Raw genomic sequence first — 16,447 nt, forward strand, 5'->3', positions numbered from 1 at the left:
CATTCGGCTTACTTTATCCGGCTAATTTCAATAAACTACCCTGCGTGTTTTGTATGACCTTCAGCTTTCCGGCATGTTTATTCCGCTTGCTTCTTTTCTTGTTGCAGAAGATTGTAAGGCGTTCAATCACATACCAGTCTATCCGTCTTGCCCATCGTTTGGCGATGGGCGAGATGAAGTAGTAGTTCTTGAACCCCCTTAGCTTGCGATTTAGCCCTTTCACTAGCTCTTCTAGAGACAGAAACAGTTTGTTCCTTGGTGCAGTGTATTCCTTAATTTTACGTCTCATTTCCTTCATTGCTTTCTTAGCTGGTACATGAGACATAGCAAATACCTTGCTCCCCCCTTTGTTGAACACGGGGAATTTGCGATGGTGCAGCCCAAGAAAGTCAAACCCAGTGGAATTGTCCCAAATATTAACGAGTCTAGATTTCTCTTTACTGAGACTAAGCTCCAGCTTGTTTAGAATAGCCATCAGCACTTGAATGCTTTCCAATGCTTCTTGTTTGGTTCTGCACATGATAACGAAGTCATCCGCATAGCGGATAAGTGTGCCAAGATGGGAGAATTGATTTTCCCAAATGGTGTCCATGTAGTTTAGATAGATGTTTGAAAGAAGAGGCGAGATTACCCCTCCTTGCGGAGTTCCCAGTTCTGTTTCATGGAATTGATCATTTTCCATGACCCCAGCCTGCAGCCATTGTCGGATAAGTTTCAGAACACGTCTGTCGCTGATTCTCATTTCGACCAGTTTCATCAACTTCTCATGGTTGATGTTGTCGAAATACCCTTTAATGTCAACATCTACGACCCAATAACACCTCTTGCTTGCTTTGCGTATCTGTGCAATTGCCTGGTGAGCATTTCTTCCTGGCCGAAAGCCATAAGAACAGTCCCGAAAATCAGCTTCAAAGATCGGTTCAATGACTAGCTTAGTAGCCATTTGGACCACCCGATCCTTGATCGTCGGGATGCCGAGTGGACGTTTCTTGCCATCCGGTTTAGGGATGTAAGTTCGACGAACCGGATGTGGACGATACCGCTTTTCTTTTAAATCTAGATAGATCTCGTTAAGAAAACGGCTCTCCCCATACTCCTCCACAATCTGTGCGATGGATTGTCCGTCGATTCCTCCGCTCCCTTTATTTGCTTTTACTCTCCTCCAAGCTGTCGCTAGAATATCCGGGCGGTAGATTTTGTCATACAAGGCATGAAATCGCCGTTTTGAGTTTGCCTTGGCACAAAGATATAGGGTTGTCCAAAGTTGTCGAGCTTTTACATCGGTGTAGTTAGCAAGTTTACTTGCATTCACTCACTCTTACCTCCTTCGACCCGTGAACAAAGCAGGGCTCCTTCCCTCCATAAGGTTGTGTTGTCCTTATGTTCATCGGTACTATGAACCCCTCCGACTCCCTCTCTGCCATCCACCACTTCCCTTACGGTTATAGGTTTCCGTTTTACGCTCCTGACGGGGCGTGCAGAGTAGGGTCTCCCCAGTTCCGTTAACTACTTTCTCAACATACCGCTCCCCATACCCCGAGGGATTCATAGGTGCTGTATTCCAAGTTCTCCACACCGTCCTTGGCCTTCGCCCATATGAAACAAGCTCGGCTTCCCTTTGTCCACCTCTCGGTGGTCTTTCTTAACGAGGCTGCAGGATTCACTTTATGTTACGGCCTGCTGATTTGCTCGCACTCTTTCGAGTTACTTTGTCACAGGGCTTCAACCTTAGGATTTCTCCACCAGTTGCCTGTCAGCTACGAGGTGACTTGGCTCCTGCCTCGGTTGGACTTTCACCAACTAGCAATTAACGGCTTGCTGGGCACGCTCCAAATAATAAAGACCGTCCGCAGACGGTCTTTACTTGCTATTCGATTGGTACACCGGCCGCGGACGTTCAAAAAGCTCACCCAGCCTGGCATATGATTGTCCTGCCAGACGGCTGACAGGAGCAAAGGCTTCGATGTCGATTTTCCCGTTCTGGTACAAACGGTCTTCCACATGGACGTGAACGACTTCGCCGATAATCAGGTCGGACGTGACAGGATCGCCCAGTGTGACGATTTGATGGAGCCTGCACTCAAAGTGGATGCGAGAGTCGGCCAGCCGGGGCGGACGTACGACCGCACTTGGCTCGGTGGCCAGCCCGAGCGCATCCACTTCCCCTATCTCTGGAGGAAAGTCGGCAGAGGTTTCATTGGCAACGTCAACATTGCAGACGTCCACCATATTGACGACGAACTCTTTTGTTTCCGCGATGTTGCGAGCAGTATCCTTTCTGACACTGCCTGGCTTGCGCATGACCGCAATGGAAACCATCATCGGTTCAATGCTCGCCACATTGAAATAGCTGAACGGAGCCGCATTCAGGACACCGGCTCGGCCGATCGAGGTCACCCAGGCGATCGGCCTCGGTACGATGCAGCCGATCAGCAGCTTGTATTTGTCCTGTCGTTCGATTGCGCTGATGTCGATTTCCACGAAAAAACACCCCTTTTCACTCCGGCGACACAGGTGGAAGCCAGCTGTTCATATAGTCCGGGTCTTCGATCTCCAATGCCTGCTTCGTCACATACAGCGGTTTGAAGGTATCCAGCATGACCGCCAGCTCCTTCGTCTCCTTTTTGCCGATGCTCGCTTCCACTTTCCCCGGGTGGGGCCCGTGCGGAATGCCCATTGGATGGAGCGTGATGGACCCTTCATAGATGCCTTTGCGGCTCATAAAATTGCCGTCGACGTAATACAGCACCTCGTCACTTTCTACATTGCTGTGAAAGTAAGGGGCGGGAATCGCCTGCGGATGATAGTCGTACAGTCTCGGCACAAAGGAACAGACGACGAAATTTTGCCCGGCGAAGGTCTGATGAACAGGCGGCGGCTGATGAATCCTTCCGGTGATCGGCTCAAAATCGTGAATGCTGAGCGCGTACGGATAGAGATATCCATCCCAGCCCACCACATCAAAAGGGTGAAAATCAAACATGTAGCTGTATAAGGTGGACTGACGCTTGACCCGAACTTCGAAGGAGCCCTCCTCTACATGTGTATCCAGCCTCTCCGGCACGCGGATATCCCTTTCGCAAAACGGCGAATGTTCCAACAATTGCCCGTGCTCGTTGCGGTAGCGCTTGGGCGGAACGATCTCGTTCTGGGATTCGATGACGAGGAATCGGCTCGGCGTCTTCATTTCAATCCGGTAGGTGGTACCGATCGGAATCACCAAATAATCTCCCGGGCAGTACGGAATCGTTCCGAAAATCGTCTGCAGCTCGCCTTCTCCCTGATGGACGAACAGAAGTTCATCCCCGTCCGCATTCCGGTAAAAGTAGTTCATCTCGTCTGTAGGAACGCAAACGCCGAGCACGACGTCGCTATTGCCCAACAAATACGTTCTGCCCGAAACAGGGTCGCCTCCTGCCGGCGCATCGAACGTCTTGAAATGCTGATGCTTGAGATCGGCTTGCTCGACATATTCCGGCTTTACGTCGGCAACCCTTTTCGTCGAGCGGACCTGGGTCGGCGGATGATGGTGATACAAAATCGATTGAATGCCGGAAAAGCCTTTTGTTCCCATGACCTGTTCCCGGTACAGCTCCCCGTTTGGCTTGTGAAACATCGTATGCCGCTTCTTCGGAATCTCCCCCAAGCGGTGGTAAAATGCCATTGCGAACCCTCCTATTCGGAAATGATGTTTTGTAATACGCCGAGCCTGTCGACCTCCAGCTCCACCACGTCACCGGCTTCCAGCCATCGGTGGCGCTCCGTCCCCAGCTCGAGGATGCACCCCGTCCCGACTGTACCCGAACCGATGACATCGCCGGGGTAAAGCGGACAATCAGCGGAAGCGCGGGCGATCATCTGGGCAAACGTGTAGTGAATGTCCTGAAAATAGCCGCGGGACAGCTCGATGCCGTTCACTCTTGCGACCATCGTCAGCGCAAAGCGATTGCCTTCCTCGCCGGCTATGCAAACATCGGCGAGCTCGTCTGGCGTAACGAGCCACGGACCCATGGAAGTGGCAAAGTCCTTGCCTTTTGCCGGGCCCAGCCCTACCTTTACTTCCTCCCGCTGAAGGTCGCGTGCGCTCCAATCGTTCAGGATGCAGTAACCGGCGATGTAGCGATCCGCCTGCTCGACAGGGATGTCAACGCCCTCCTTGCCGATTACGCAGGCAAGCTCCAATTCATAGTCGAGCCATTTGGTCGTCGCTGGCTTTTTCACATAAGCATTCGGGCCGACAAAGGCGGCTGCATTGGAAAAATAGAAGACGGGGAAATGATACCATTGCGGAATCATCTCCAGCCCGCGGCGTGCGCGAGCCGTCTTGACATGCGCTTCAAACGAGTAAAAATCCCGAAAGCTTCGGGGACGAGGCAGCGGCGATCCAAGCAAGACAGCTTCTAAAGGAAAAGACTGCCCTTCGGCAGGAGTCCCAGCCTGTTGTGACAGAAGCTGCAAGGGCTCTATCCACCTCTCCCACTCATCCAGCAGCTCCAGCATCCCCGGCGGCGCCCCCGCCAGGCTGGAGGCGATGTCTACGATGCGGTCCTCCCGCAAGATTCCGGCTCTCCACGCCTGCTGTTCTTGCATTCGATACGATACCAGCTTCACATGCTCTCCCTCCTCTCCTACGGGCCCCAGCCCCGGCTTCAGACAAGCAAATGAAAGCAAAAAAGCCCAGCATACGAACAAGCTGAAGCAAGGAGCCCGAAAACGGTATCATCCATTTTCGCGGGCACCCGATCAAGCTTATTGACGTACGCTGGGCTCAGTCTGCTAACGAAGAAGACCTTGCGGGAATTCCCCCGCAGACGACCAGCAATTTCCATTGCTCACTGTTTTTTCATTGGTATATTTATCATACCGGAAACGCTTTTCGGTTGCCAGAGGCAAAAGCGTTTTTTCTATAAACGGTTTTATCTATACGTTTTTCACTCCAGCTATTTCATGCCAGTCCCTCGCCGGCAAAAAACGTCCTGTACAGCAAGGCCATATCCTCCGGCAGCGGCTCCGTCCACTCCATTTCCTGTCCCGTCCGAGGATGGGCAAAATGGAGCCTCGTTGCATGCAGCGCTTGCCGCCCGATGTGGGCTCTGCTCCCCCCGTACATGTCATCGCCTGCTAACGGATAACCCAGATGGCTCATATGGACCCTGATCTGATGCGTTCGTCCCGTTTCCAGCTTCAGCTCCACCAGGCTCATGCCAGCTCCCCGCTGCCTGACCCTGAAACGGGTTACGGCCTGCTGGCCATCCGCTCGAACCTCCCTCGCAATGATGGAGTCGTCGCGAAGACCGATCGGCTCGTCAATGACACCTTCTGTCTCATCGCACACACCCTCGACGATGGCTATATAGTATCGGTGCAGCTGGCGTTCCTTTTGGAGACGGCTGAACTGCTCGTGCGCCCACTGGTTTTTGGCTACGATCATCAGTCCTGACGTGTCTTTGTCCAAACGATTGACCGGACGGAATTTCCGCTGCTCTCCCCGCTCCTGCCAGTAGTGCGCCACGCCGTTTGCCAGTGTATGGCTGCTGTGATTCCCCGTCGGGTGGACGACGAGTCCCGCCGGTTTGGCGATGACCAAAATGTCCTCGTCCTCGTAGCGAATATTCAAGTCCATCGGTTCGGGTGCGAGCATTTCTTCTTCGGCCGGGACGAGTACGCGAACGACATCTCCCTCTTTCAACCGCTCTGTCACATAGACGGAAACACCGTTTCGCGTAATATCCCCCTGGTACTTCGCCCTGACCAGCAAGCGCCGGGAGACGCCGAAGTCTTTTTGCAGCACGTCGCGGATGGTCATGCCTTCATGCCGTTTGGCGGCTGTTATTTGCAAAAGCTCTTCCAACATGCAGTCACACCTTCTGTCGCTTCAACTCCTGCCAGTATATCAAAAACAGCTGTGCGCGTCCTGTCGAAGGCCACTGATGTGGGAAAGCCCTTTTAAACCCCCCACGGTTTTCCAATTGTATCGCAATATGAAAACAATGCACAGAAGACCGGGTCTTCTATCCCCATACAGAGGAGAAACCTTCAGGAGTCGATGAAAATGGACAAAAGCTTTTCCACATGGATAAAGAACTTTCCATTTGGCGGAAACGTCCGACAAGACGCTCTTTCGCTGCTTCGTTACCACCAGCTTGATCATATTGCCGAGCATACCGAGCGAGTCGCCAAAGAAGCGATTCGATTGGCTGAGCAATTCCATGTCGATCCTCGCTTGGCCGACGCCGCCTTCGTTTACCTTGACTATTTATGGGCGCAGCGCACCAAGCTTCGAGTGATCCATCCGTGGCTGAAGGAAGCGTATTTGCAGCTTCGCGGGGGACGCGATCTGTACTGCTGACAAGGCTCCGGTCTGTCGGCAACCTACTTTATCCAAAGTGACACCTGACCGCTGCTCGCTGTCACTTTGGCCTTGCCGCCGATCGGAAACGTGATCATCGGACTGGTATGCCCAAAGTCAGCATTGGCGACCACCGGCATGGCTGCCAGCTCCGGTTTGCTGCGGATGATCCGGACGAGCTTTTCCCGGGTCATTTGCGAAGCTTTTTGAAACCGGCCGATGACGATTCCTTTCACGCCGAAAAAGGACGGCTGATGAATCAATGATTGCAAATCCCGGTCAAACGTCGAAGGAGACACATCCCGGTCGTCCTCGATAAACAGAATCGCTCCTTGCAAGTCAGGCATGTACTCTGTACCCTGCAGCAGATTGAGCGTACACAGATTGCCGCCGATGAGTGTCCCTTCCGCCTCTCCTTCCTGAATCAAAAGGTAGCCCTCATTCGGGATAAAGCTGCGATTTTCCTGATCCAAATACCATTCGTCGTCACTCCATTCAGAGGCAGGCGTGATTTGGAGCGGTCCCGCTTCGGCTTCTCTAGCCGCCCCCGCTTCCCCCTCCAGCAAGCAGCTTTGAAAGAGGCGGATCGTGTACTCGGCTCCCTTTTTCATTCCGAATGTGGAGAAATGAGGGCCCGAGAAGCCAATCAATCCTGTTTTGGCATAGATCGCATTGGACAGTGCCGTGATGTCCGAGTACCCGCACAGTATTTTGGGGTTGCTTCGGATCAACTCATAATCGATGCCGCGAAGCAGCTGATTGCTGTTGAATCCGCCCAGCACTGTCAAAATACCTTTTACGTTCTTATCGGCAAACGCTTCATGGAGGTCTTGCAGCCTCTCTTCGACTGAACTGGAAACAAACTCGTCGCAAACCTCCACATGTTTTCCATACGTTACCGTTAGGCCCATCGATTCCAATCTTTTTTGCGCCCGCTCTCTCACGTCCTGCGACAGGATCGCCATGCTTCTGCTCGGGGCAATCACTCGGACTTCGTCGCCTCTCTTTAATTTATCTGGCCTCATTTCCCTCACTCCTCGCGGCTATTCGTTCTTTGCCTGCCCTGAATGTAGACGCGTTATGATTTGTTCATTTATTATACAGGGGCAAACAACATTTTCCATAAAAAAACCTCCTTCACGTGGAAGGAGGCTGGTATTTTTGACAGTAGACGCAAAAATGTTGGCGGGAATCGATTACTTCGCCGCTTTGGCTGCTTCGATCGCAGCTTCGTAGTTCGGATGATCGCCGACAACCGGAACGTATTCTGCGTAAACGACTTTGTCGTTTGCATCCACGACAAAGACTGCACGAGACAGAAGACGCAGTTCTTTGATCGCTACGCCGTATGCCAGACCAAAGGAGAGGTCGCGGTGGTCAGACAGCGTTTGCACCTTGTCGATGCCGGCAGCACCGCACCAGCGGCTTTGCGCGAACGGCAGGTCGACAGAGATCGTCAGGATGGTTACGCCGTCCAGCTTTGCAGCTTCTTCGTTAAAACGGCGGGTTTGCGCGTCGCACACGCCAGTATCCAGAGACGGAACGACAGAGATCACGCGTACAGTGCCTTTGGAATCATCCAGAGTCACAGGGGTCAGGTTGTTAGCCAATACGGTAAAATTAGGAGCGGTGTCCCCTACCTTTATTTCAGGTCCGAGCAAGGTAACCGGGTTGCCTTTGAAGGTAAATGCGCCATGGCGTTCTACTGCAGATGTCATCAAATCTTCCTCCTCACAAAATGATAGTAGGTTATGTACCTTCTCAATCATACCTCATTTTTCTACGATTTTCACTATGGAAACAGGGAAATTACAGATTCAGTCGCAATCCGCCGATCTGATTTTGTTCAAGTTTGGTAATGCTTTTGATTTCGTGCTCGTACTCCCAGCCGCTCCGCCTGTTCAGCTCATGGCAGCGCATGAGGGCGTGATACAGCGCTAATATAAAGCTTACTTTTTTCAGCTCGTAGCGCGTGCACATCGATTGCGGGAGAACCGTGTTGATGATTTCAATTTGAAACGAACTTGTTTCACGGGGCCTGCGGGTCGTAACGACGAATCCCATCTGCTTCAGTACAAAGCCGTAATCAAATTCCCCGTTATCGTCGAAATCGACAGTCTCCTCCGACGTTGCCAGCCATTCCAGCAGCGTTTCCAGATCGAGCTGTTCAAAACACGCCGGCTTCGGCAGAGCCAGCACCGATCCGTCCTCGTTGATAAAGTAAATCGAATCGCGATAATGAAAGATCAGCTCGTCCTCTGGCATCTCTTCACAAAACATCCAGTTTGCAGGCGGTATCAGCATGCGCCAAATTTCGGCCGGGGTCTTTTGCAAAAAGTCCATGGCAGGGTCCCCTCCTTTCCCTACCATTTTGGGCAAATCCGGTAGCTGCTATTCACCCTGCCTGCTGTCCCTCTGCCTGTCTTTGATAAACCCGGCCCAATCTCCCGACGGAATGTAAATCCCTTCCCGTCTGGCCCAGTCTTCCTTTAGATACCTGTAGAGGAATGCCCGGATTTCTTCTCCTCCAGGCATTTTCATGACACTTTCCTCCACCCGTTCATACTCATTGCGAGGGTCGCCTGGTCCGAAATAGTCCTCCAGCTCGTCCAGTCCGGCCAGTGCTTCTTCATAGACGTCTTTGGAAAATGTGAGCAGCGCTCCTTTCACAGTCCCCGATTCGCCCCGCAGCAAGCCGGGATAACCGGCAGAAAAATGGTACAAATGTCCCCGTACTATCGCAGGCTGAAGCGTATGCGGGTAAGGCTTGACATACCTATTGTGGTTGCCGAAACCGGGAAGCAGAGAGCCATATACGAACACGGGCAGGATTCTCGTCATGAATATTTACACCTACTTCAGGATTTTTCAGAAAAAAAAGGGGTGTTTCTGTATCTGCAATTTTGTATATTTACTCTATATATAATATTCACTTTACAAGTGCTTAGGGTAAAAAAGGGGGAGAAACCATGACAAAGAGAAAAATCAACCGGCTGCTGGTCGCCAACCGCGGGGAAATCGCCATTCGGATTTTCCGCGCAGCAACTGAACTGGGCATTCGCACTGTAGCGATCTATTCCGAGCAAGACAACGTGTCCATCCATCGTTTCAAGGCGGACGAGTCGTATCTGGTAGGCGCCGGAAAAGGTCCCATTGAAGCCTATCTGGACATTGAGAGCATTATCGAAATTGCCAAGCGCAACGATATCGATGCGATTCACCCGGGCTATGGATTTCTCGCGGAAAATGCGGAGTTTGCCCAGCGCTGTCTTGAAGAAGGCATCATCTTTATTGGCCCTTCCTCCACTTTGATCGACAAGTTTGGAGACAAAGTCGAAGCGCGCCGAATGGCCATCGAAGCAGGCATTCCCGTTATTCCGGGTACACCCGAGCCGATCGAAACCCTTCAGGAAGCCCTTTTGTTTGCCAAGGAGCACGGCTATCCGATAATCATCAAGGGGGTCTCTGGCGGAGGCGGCCGCGGCATGCGGATCGTGCGAAGCCAGGATGAGCTCCAGGATGCTCTGGACCGGGCCCGTTCCGAAGCTCGCTCCGCCTTTGGCAACGCCAAGGTGTATCTGGAGCGTTATTTGGAAAACCCCAAGCATATTGAAGTGCAGATTCTCGGCGATGCACACGGCAATATTGTGCATCTGTTCGAACGGGACTGCTCCGTGCAGCGCCGCCATCAAAAGGTGGTCGAAGTCGCGCCAAGCCTTTCCCTGGATGATGCGCTGCGCGAGGAAATCTGCCAGTCTGCCTTGAAATTGATGAAGGAAGCCGGTTACTCCAACGCGGGTACGGTCGAGTTTTTGCTCACGCCCGACGGTCAATTTTACTTTATCGAAGTAAACCCGCGCATTCAAGTGGAACATACGATTACCGAGCTGATCACAGGCATTGATATCGTGCAGGCGCAAATCCGCATTGCCGAAGGGCACAGCCTGTCTGATCCGGAAATTGGCATTGCCTCCCAGGAAGCGATCAAGATGAGCGGTTACGCGATACAGTGCCGGGTGACGACAGAAGACCCGGAAAACAACTTCCTGCCCGACGCCGGGCGCTTGCTGGCATGGCGTTCAGGCGGAGGCTTCGGGGTGCGGCTTGACGGCGGAAACGGCTATCCGGGGGCGATTATTACACCGTACTACGATTCGCTCCTGGTGAAGATCTCCACATACGGCACGTCTTTTGACCAGGCCGCCCGGAAAATGCTCAGAACGCTGCGGGAATTCCGCATCCGCGGTGTCAAAACAAATCTTCCGTTCCTGGAAAATGTAGTGACGCATCCCGATTTTCTCAGCGGACAATACGATACGTCTTTCATCGATACGAAGCAGGAGCTGTTCATTTTCCCGGGACGTCAAGACCGCGGCACCAAGCTTCTAAGCTACATCGGCAACACGATTGTCAATGGCTATCCGGGGCTGTCCACGCAGGACAAGAAGCCGCACTTCGATACGCCGCGCATCCCGCGCACTCCCTTTGCCCAGCCGTATCCGGACGGAACCAAGCAAATTCTGGAGCGCGAAGGCGCAGACGGCCTCGTGAAGTGGATTCAGGAGCAGAAGCGCGTGCTCGTAACCGACACCACCTTCCGCGACGCCCATCAGTCGCTGTTTGCGACTCGCGTCCGGACGTACGATTTGGCAGCTGTCGCTGAAGCGACCGGCAAGCTGGGAGCAGACCTCTTCTCCCTGGAGATGTGGGGCGGGGCCACGTTCGACACGTCGATGCGCTTCCTCAGAGAATCGCCGTGGGAGCGTCTGCAAATACTTCGTCAGCGCATTCCCAACATTTTGTTCCAGATGCTTTTGCGCGGCGCAAATGCGGTCGGCTACACCAACTATCCGGACAATGTGATTCACGCTTTCGTGAAAGCGTCCGCCGAGAACGGCATCGACGTCTTCCGCATCTTTGACAGCCTCAACTGGCTGCCGGGCATGCAGACAGCGATCGAAGCCGTCCGCAATTCGGGCAAGGTGGCCGAAGCGGCGATCTGCTACACCGGCGACATTCTCGATCCATCGAAGACCAAATACACGCTGCGCTATTACGTCGATCTGGCCAAGGAGCTGGAGAAGGCAGGAGCCCATATCCTCGCGATCAAAGACATGGCCGGACTGCTCAAGCCGTACGCAGCCTACGAGCTGGTGCGGGCTCTCAAGCAGGAGATCGGCATCCCGATCCATTTGCATACGCATGACACGTCCGGAAACGGCGGCGCGATGCTCGTAAAAGCGATTGAAGCCGGCGTCGATATCGTCGACGCGTGCGTCAGCTCCATGTCGGGGCTTACTTCCCAGCCCAGCCTGAACGGATTGATCGCTTCGCTCGAGCATACCGAACGGGATACGGGTCTATCCCTCGACGCGTTCAACAAGCTTTCCGATTACTGGGAGGATGTCCGCCCCTACTACCAAGGATTCGAGAGCGGAATGAAAGCAAGCAATACCGAGGTTTACATCCATGAAATGCCGGGCGGCCAGTATACGAACCTCGAGCAGCAGGCGAAAGCTGTCGGACTGGAAGGCCGCTGGGACGAGGTAAAACAGATGTACGCTACTGTCAATCAGATGTTCGGCGACATCGTCAAGGTCACACCGTCCTCCAAGGTAGTCGGAGATATGGCGCTGTTCATGGTTCAAAACGGACTGAACGAAGAAAACATCTGGGAAAAAGGCGAGCGGCTCGATTTCCCCGACTCTGTCATTCAGTTCTTCCAGGGGTACCTGGGACAGCCTCCGGGCGGATTCCCGAAAGAACTGCAGGCGCTCGTCTTGAAGGGACGAGACTCCTTTACGACTCGTCCGGGAGAGCTTCTGGCACCGGTAGACTTTGACAAGGTAGCGTTGGAACTGACAGAGAAAATCGGGCGGGAGGCGACAGAACTGGATGTCCTGTCCTACATCATGTACCCGCAGGTGTTTCTACAGTATGACCAAAGCTTGAAGGAATACGGCGATTTGTCCGTGCTCAATACCCCGACCTTCTTCTACGGCCTTCGTCCGGGAGAAGAGACGGCAATCACGATCGAGCGCGGAAAAACGCTGATTATCAAGCTTGTCGCCGTAGGCGAGCTGCATCCGGACGGACGGCGCATCATGTATTTTGAATTGAACGGCCAACCGCGGGAAATTTTCATCCGCGATCACGCTGCAAAGGTCTCGGAGCTGGCCCGCCGCAAAGCCGACCCGCAAGATCCCGGACAGCTCGGCGCGTCCATGCCGGGCAAAGTCTTGAAAGTTCTCGTTACAGCAGGCGACAAGGTACGCAAGGGAGAGCATCTTTTGGTCAGCGAAGCGATGAAAATGGAGACCACCATTCAAGCGCCAATGGACGGGAAAATCAAAGCCGTTCATGTAAAAGCGGGAGATGCGATCGAAACGGGTGACTTGCTTGTTGAAATGGAATAGGATTGCCTTATAATGGTAGGGAGATGAAACGCAAGTGAAAGGAGGAGATGGGTGTGCGTCTAGCACAGGTCAGCCAGATTCCGTACAGCAGGCGGGTGGGTCCATACCACTTTCAGATGATTCAAGCCAAATTGAGCGGTCCTGTCCAGCCCATTGTCGGATACAGCCTGCAGCCCTTTTATACGCGCCAACAGCAATGGATGACAGACATGGCTGACTCCCTCTCCCAGCTATATCGTTATACGGCCGAATTAAGCCAGGCTGCCAAGCAATTTGACCCTTCGCGAAGAAACAGTGTGCTGCACGCGCGAGTTGCAGTGAGCTCCCACCCGGAACGCGCTCAGGCAAAAGCCGCCCCCGGGGCAGAGCCGGGCAGCTACCAATTGGATGTCATCCGCCTGGCAACGCAGCAGACAAATCGGGGAATCATGGCTGAAAGCAGCGGCCCTTCCCTCTTGCCCCCCGGCGTGTATACGTTTTCCCTGACGATCGGTCAACAGGAGAACATCCTCGCCATCCAGGCAAAGCAAGACGATTCGCATGAACAATTGCTTAAGCGTTTGGCAGGTGTCATCCATCAGGCAGATCTGGCTGCTTCAATCGAATATTCAGAGACGATGAGCCGGATGGTCCTCCGCTCCAGTCATACGGGGGCAAAGCATGCTTTTCAGCTACGCGATATAGACGGGGCCGTGGTTCGCACTCTCGGACTCGATCAGGTCGCTATGAAAGCCTCCGATGCCGAATACGATCTGGACGGGATGCGTAGCGGCTCCCCCTCCAACCAGGTGGAGCTTTCTGGAAAGGTCGCCGCAACCCTGCTCCAGCCGGGCAAAGCATCCCTGGTTATCCAGCCGGACAGCGAACTCTTGCTGGAGAAAACCCGGGAACTGGTGACTCGTTATAATCGCTTGCATGCTTTCGTAGAAGAAAGGCCGAACCTTTTCACGACCATACTCCCTGCATCACTGGAGCAGATTGCCCGGACTGTTCAATCGGGGCTTGCTGATTACGGATTGCACATTGCTCCCAACGGTCAGTTGAAATTGGACGAGGAGACGCTGACCCGTTCTGTCGAGCGCGATTTTTCTGCTTTTGTACAAGACGTATCCAAGGTGTCTCAACTGGTCGAAAGGGAGACGGGAAAATGGAGGACGGCTTCCCCTGCCAATTTGACAGGCTTCAACGAAGAAGATGCTTCGGGTCGAGCATTCTCCTCGTTTCTTTTGCCCAATCACTTCTACCGGCAAGCGGTTTACACGGGCTTGATCATCAATCAGTTGTGGTGAATATCCCAAACAAAAAGACAGGTGTGCCCCCGCGCGGCCAACCTGTCTTTTTCGTTTTGCCTCATGCCCCAACAATCAGCTTCGCTCAATCAGTTCTTCCAGATCGTGCTCATCGACATTGGTCACGATGGTAGTCGAAGAGACCGGGGCCTCTTCCTTTTTGCCGAACATCCCCTGCATTTTCTCCACGAATTGAGGGATGCTGTCCAAAATACGGTCATACAGATGAGTGGAATTTTCGAGAGGAATGGAGCGGATGCCCTGTTTGCCCACGACCAGGAATGCAACAGGCGTAATCGATACGCCGCCCCCGCTTCCGCCGCCAAAAGGATGCCCGATCACACCCGGATGATCGCGCTCGTATTGAAACTCACTGCCCCCTGCCGCAAAGCCGAAGCCAACCTTGGAGATCGGCAGAATCACACTTCCGTCCGGCGTTTCCACCGGGTCGCCAATAATCGTATTCACATCAACCATTTGTTTGATATTTTCCATAGCCGTTCTCATCAAACCCTGAATGGGATGGTCTGCCATATCATTTCCTCCTTACTGGGGTGAAATGCAGTTTTGCGCAAACTGTTTACAACTAGTAGCTTGCCCAAAAGAAGAACAGGCCATGTACGCTTTTCCTACGCCCCGGAGGGACTCGTCTCCCATTTGTGGACACGCCCCTTTTTCAAGCGAAACAGCAGACGGAGCCCCATTACCAAGACATGGCCGAGGAAAAAGTGGAGAATGCACCTCGCTTGGGTGCGAATGACCGGTTGATTCCAGACAGGCTGCACACTAAGCCGCGGCATGCTCCGCAAAGAAATGGCGTGTGAGAAAAGCGCGATCAAAATGCTTTTCACTCCCCACACCGCTCCGAGGAGCGCACCAGTCTCCGCAGCCTCGCCCGTTCCCAGAACAGTGTGCCATTCCAGCCGTTCGCATCGAATCTGCTTGGCAAATTGCTGAAGAACCGGTTTAAAATCATGGAAGCGTTCCAGTATGACCTGATAAATCTGTTTCCACTTCTGCAGTTGATCCTTCCCTACACCTCTTACCGTTTCTGCCGTCTTCTCTTCCTGTCTCACCGTTTCCACTTTTGCCTTCAATTCGGGGCCATTTTCCGTCTGTTTTACCATCACGACCGGCAGCTCATATTTGCGCCGGATCCGGTGAAACCATGCCGAAACCTCAACGACGAGGTGATCGTTTTCACTGACCCTGCCATAGTAAAGGGAAATACGTACAGGCGTTGCGGCAAGCAGCACAATAAATACGAAGAGTCCAATTAGTATCCAGCCCAACAAAAAAACCCCATCCTTTCACCGTTAGTATGAGTGAATGGATGGGAAAATATGTTGCAAAAGGTAAATCTATCAGTCGAGGACGTAAACAGTCACGCCATCTTTAATCCCGTGGTTCAAGGCTTCCACCCGCGAAGAGAAAAACAGGTCCACGCGATTATTTTTCACCGCGCTCCCGATATCAGCCGCGACGGCATACCCATAGCCTTCAATGTACAAATGGCTACCCAGCGGGATAACAGCAGGATCCACGGCTACAATCCCTACACGCAATGGGAATTCCAGATAAGAAAGCGCCTCCGCTTTGTCCTCCGGATATGTATATGCCGTCGTCTCAACCGTCAGTTTTTTTGTGAAGGGAGTCCCTGTAGGAGCTTTTTGTTCTTCTCCTTTTTCCAAAAGGTGGATAGCGGTATAGGTCGCAGCTTCCGCTCTCGTTATTTCATGGTGTGGCTGCAGGTTTCCATCCTGGTACGGATTCACCAACCGATTTTGCAGGGCAAATGCAAATGACCGCTGATAAGCCTCTTCCACGCTGCGTCCATCCGGATACTGCTGCAGTGTTTGAATCGCGGAGGACCAAGGCAACTGATTCACCTTGCCGCTGTCGCCCATTGCCCGTATCAGCATCGACACCATCTCTTCTCGACTTACCAGCTCGTCCGGCTTGAAAACGAGTTTTCCCTCTGAATACTCTCCATGAACGATGCCGAGTCGATACGCCGTTATGGCATATGGCGCGAGCCAATCGCCCGAAGGAATATCCGCAAAGGGTGATGCCTCCTGTGCTGCTGGCTGGACTCCTTTGGCTTTTACAAACATTGTGATCAATTCTGCCCGTGTGATCGGATCGTCTGGGCGGAAACTCTTGGCATCACCGATTACCTCTGTTATGTACAATTGTTGAATGTCCTTCTCTGCCCAATGTCCGGCTACATCGGTGTATGGTAGGTTTGCTCGTGTTGTCTCTGCCTCTGCTTTTGGCATGCCCGTGAAAATGACAGCTGCCAGCGAGGCTAGAATCAGCATCTTTTTCATCATCAACCTCCTGTAGTCGATTGCTGGAAATCTCTTTGTACTATTGTAAAGGAAAATATTCAG

General features: G+C 52.9%; 15 protein-coding genes. 3 read left to right on the forward strand and 12 right to left on the reverse strand.

All coding sequences use genetic code 11. The annotated features are described in order from the left end of the window. Positions 1-13: 13 nt before the first annotated feature. From ltrA to NST96_RS19430, 5 genes are all read right to left on the reverse strand, one after another. Positions 14-1,312, reverse strand: a complete 1,299-nt coding sequence (gene ltrA / locus NST96_RS19410; RefSeq protein WP_024985477.1) for a group II intron reverse transcriptase/maturase — start codon at positions 1,310-1,312, stop codon at positions 14-16. A 548-nt stretch (positions 1,313-1,860) separates the two neighbouring features. Continuing rightward, a complete protein-coding gene (locus NST96_RS19415; RefSeq protein ID WP_003386698.1) occupies positions 1,861-2,481 on the reverse strand; it encodes a flavin reductase family protein in 621 nt (206 codons plus the stop codon). A 16-nt stretch (positions 2,482-2,497) separates the two neighbouring features. Beyond that, complete coding sequence (locus tag NST96_RS19420; protein ID WP_039070873.1) at positions 2,498-3,664, reverse strand: homogentisate 1,2-dioxygenase; 1,167 nt, start codon at positions 3,662-3,664, stop codon at positions 2,498-2,500. Between the two features lie 11 nt (positions 3,665-3,675). Next, positions 3,676-4,611, reverse strand: a complete 936-nt coding sequence (locus tag NST96_RS19425) for a fumarylacetoacetate hydrolase family protein (RefSeq protein WP_003386700.1) — start codon at positions 4,609-4,611, stop codon at positions 3,676-3,678. A 334-nt stretch (positions 4,612-4,945) separates the two neighbouring features. Continuing rightward, positions 4,946-5,854: an RluA family pseudouridine synthase gene (locus NST96_RS19430; protein ID WP_122959094.1), complete on the reverse strand. Its 909-nt coding sequence runs from the start codon at positions 5,852-5,854 to the stop codon at positions 4,946-4,948. 198 nt (positions 5,855-6,052) lie between these two features. Between NST96_RS19430 and NST96_RS19435 the strand changes: the two genes are divergently transcribed. Next, entirely contained in the window at positions 6,053-6,349 is a 297-nt protein-coding gene (locus NST96_RS19435) for a hypothetical protein (protein ID WP_003386702.1), read from the forward strand. A gap of 23 nt (positions 6,350-6,372) precedes the next feature. On the opposite strand, the gene NST96_RS19440 is transcribed toward NST96_RS19435, so the two are convergent. The 4 genes from NST96_RS19440 to NST96_RS19455 all read right to left on the reverse strand — a co-directional run bounded on the left by NST96_RS19440 (position 6,373) and on the right by NST96_RS19455 (position 9,190). After that, a complete protein-coding gene (locus NST96_RS19440) occupies positions 6,373-7,374 on the reverse strand; it encodes a S66 peptidase family protein (RefSeq protein ID WP_342404321.1) in 1,002 nt (333 codons plus the stop codon). A 171-nt stretch (positions 7,375-7,545) separates the two neighbouring features. After that, positions 7,546-8,067, reverse strand: coding sequence for a thiol peroxidase (gene tpx, locus NST96_RS19445; protein ID WP_003386705.1), 522 nt, complete (start codon positions 8,065-8,067; stop codon positions 7,546-7,548). 91 nt (positions 8,068-8,158) lie between these two features. After that, positions 8,159-8,692 carry a hypothetical protein gene (locus NST96_RS19450; RefSeq protein ID WP_342404322.1) on the reverse strand — a complete coding sequence of 178 codons (534 nt, stop codon included), beginning with the start codon at positions 8,690-8,692 and terminating at the stop codon, positions 8,159-8,161. A 48-nt stretch (positions 8,693-8,740) separates the two neighbouring features. Continuing rightward, entirely contained in the window at positions 8,741-9,190 is a 450-nt protein-coding gene (locus NST96_RS19455; RefSeq protein WP_024985674.1) for a gamma-glutamylcyclotransferase family protein, read from the reverse strand. Positions 9,191-9,318: 128 nt separating this feature from the next. Here NST96_RS19455 and pyc point away from each other — a divergent pair, with 128 nt between their 5' ends. Both pyc and NST96_RS19465 read left to right on the forward strand, forming a co-directional pair. Next, a complete protein-coding gene (gene pyc, locus NST96_RS19460; RefSeq protein WP_031933477.1) occupies positions 9,319-12,765 on the forward strand; it encodes a pyruvate carboxylase in 3,447 nt (1,148 codons plus the stop codon). Between the two features lie 53 nt (positions 12,766-12,818). Continuing rightward, a complete protein-coding gene (locus NST96_RS19465) occupies positions 12,819-14,054 on the forward strand; it encodes a flagellar cap protein FliD N-terminal domain-containing protein (RefSeq protein WP_122958216.1) in 1,236 nt (411 codons plus the stop codon). Between the two features lie 75 nt (positions 14,055-14,129). On the opposite strand, the gene ytfJ is transcribed toward NST96_RS19465, so the two are convergent. The 3 genes from ytfJ to NST96_RS19480 form a co-directional block, all read right to left on the reverse strand. Next, positions 14,130-14,588: a GerW family sporulation protein gene (gene ytfJ / locus NST96_RS19470; protein WP_003386710.1), complete on the reverse strand. Its 459-nt coding sequence runs from the start codon at positions 14,586-14,588 to the stop codon at positions 14,130-14,132. Between the two features lie 95 nt (positions 14,589-14,683). Next, positions 14,684-15,349 carry a DUF2953 domain-containing protein gene (locus NST96_RS19475; RefSeq protein ID WP_171506548.1) on the reverse strand — a complete coding sequence of 222 codons (666 nt, stop codon included), beginning with the start codon at positions 15,347-15,349 and terminating at the stop codon, positions 14,684-14,686. 69 nt (positions 15,350-15,418) lie between these two features. Beyond that, the gene (locus NST96_RS19480) at positions 15,419-16,384 is read right to left on the reverse strand and encodes an S-layer homology domain-containing protein (protein WP_003386712.1); all 966 of its coding nucleotides are present in this window, start codon (positions 16,382-16,384) and stop codon (positions 15,419-15,421) included. Between the last annotated feature and the right edge of the window lie 63 nt (positions 16,385-16,447).

Source organism: Brevibacillus sp. FSL K6-2834, from assembly GCF_038592925.1.
GTDB lineage: Bacteria > Bacillota > Bacilli > Brevibacillales > Brevibacillaceae > Brevibacillus > Brevibacillus borstelensis.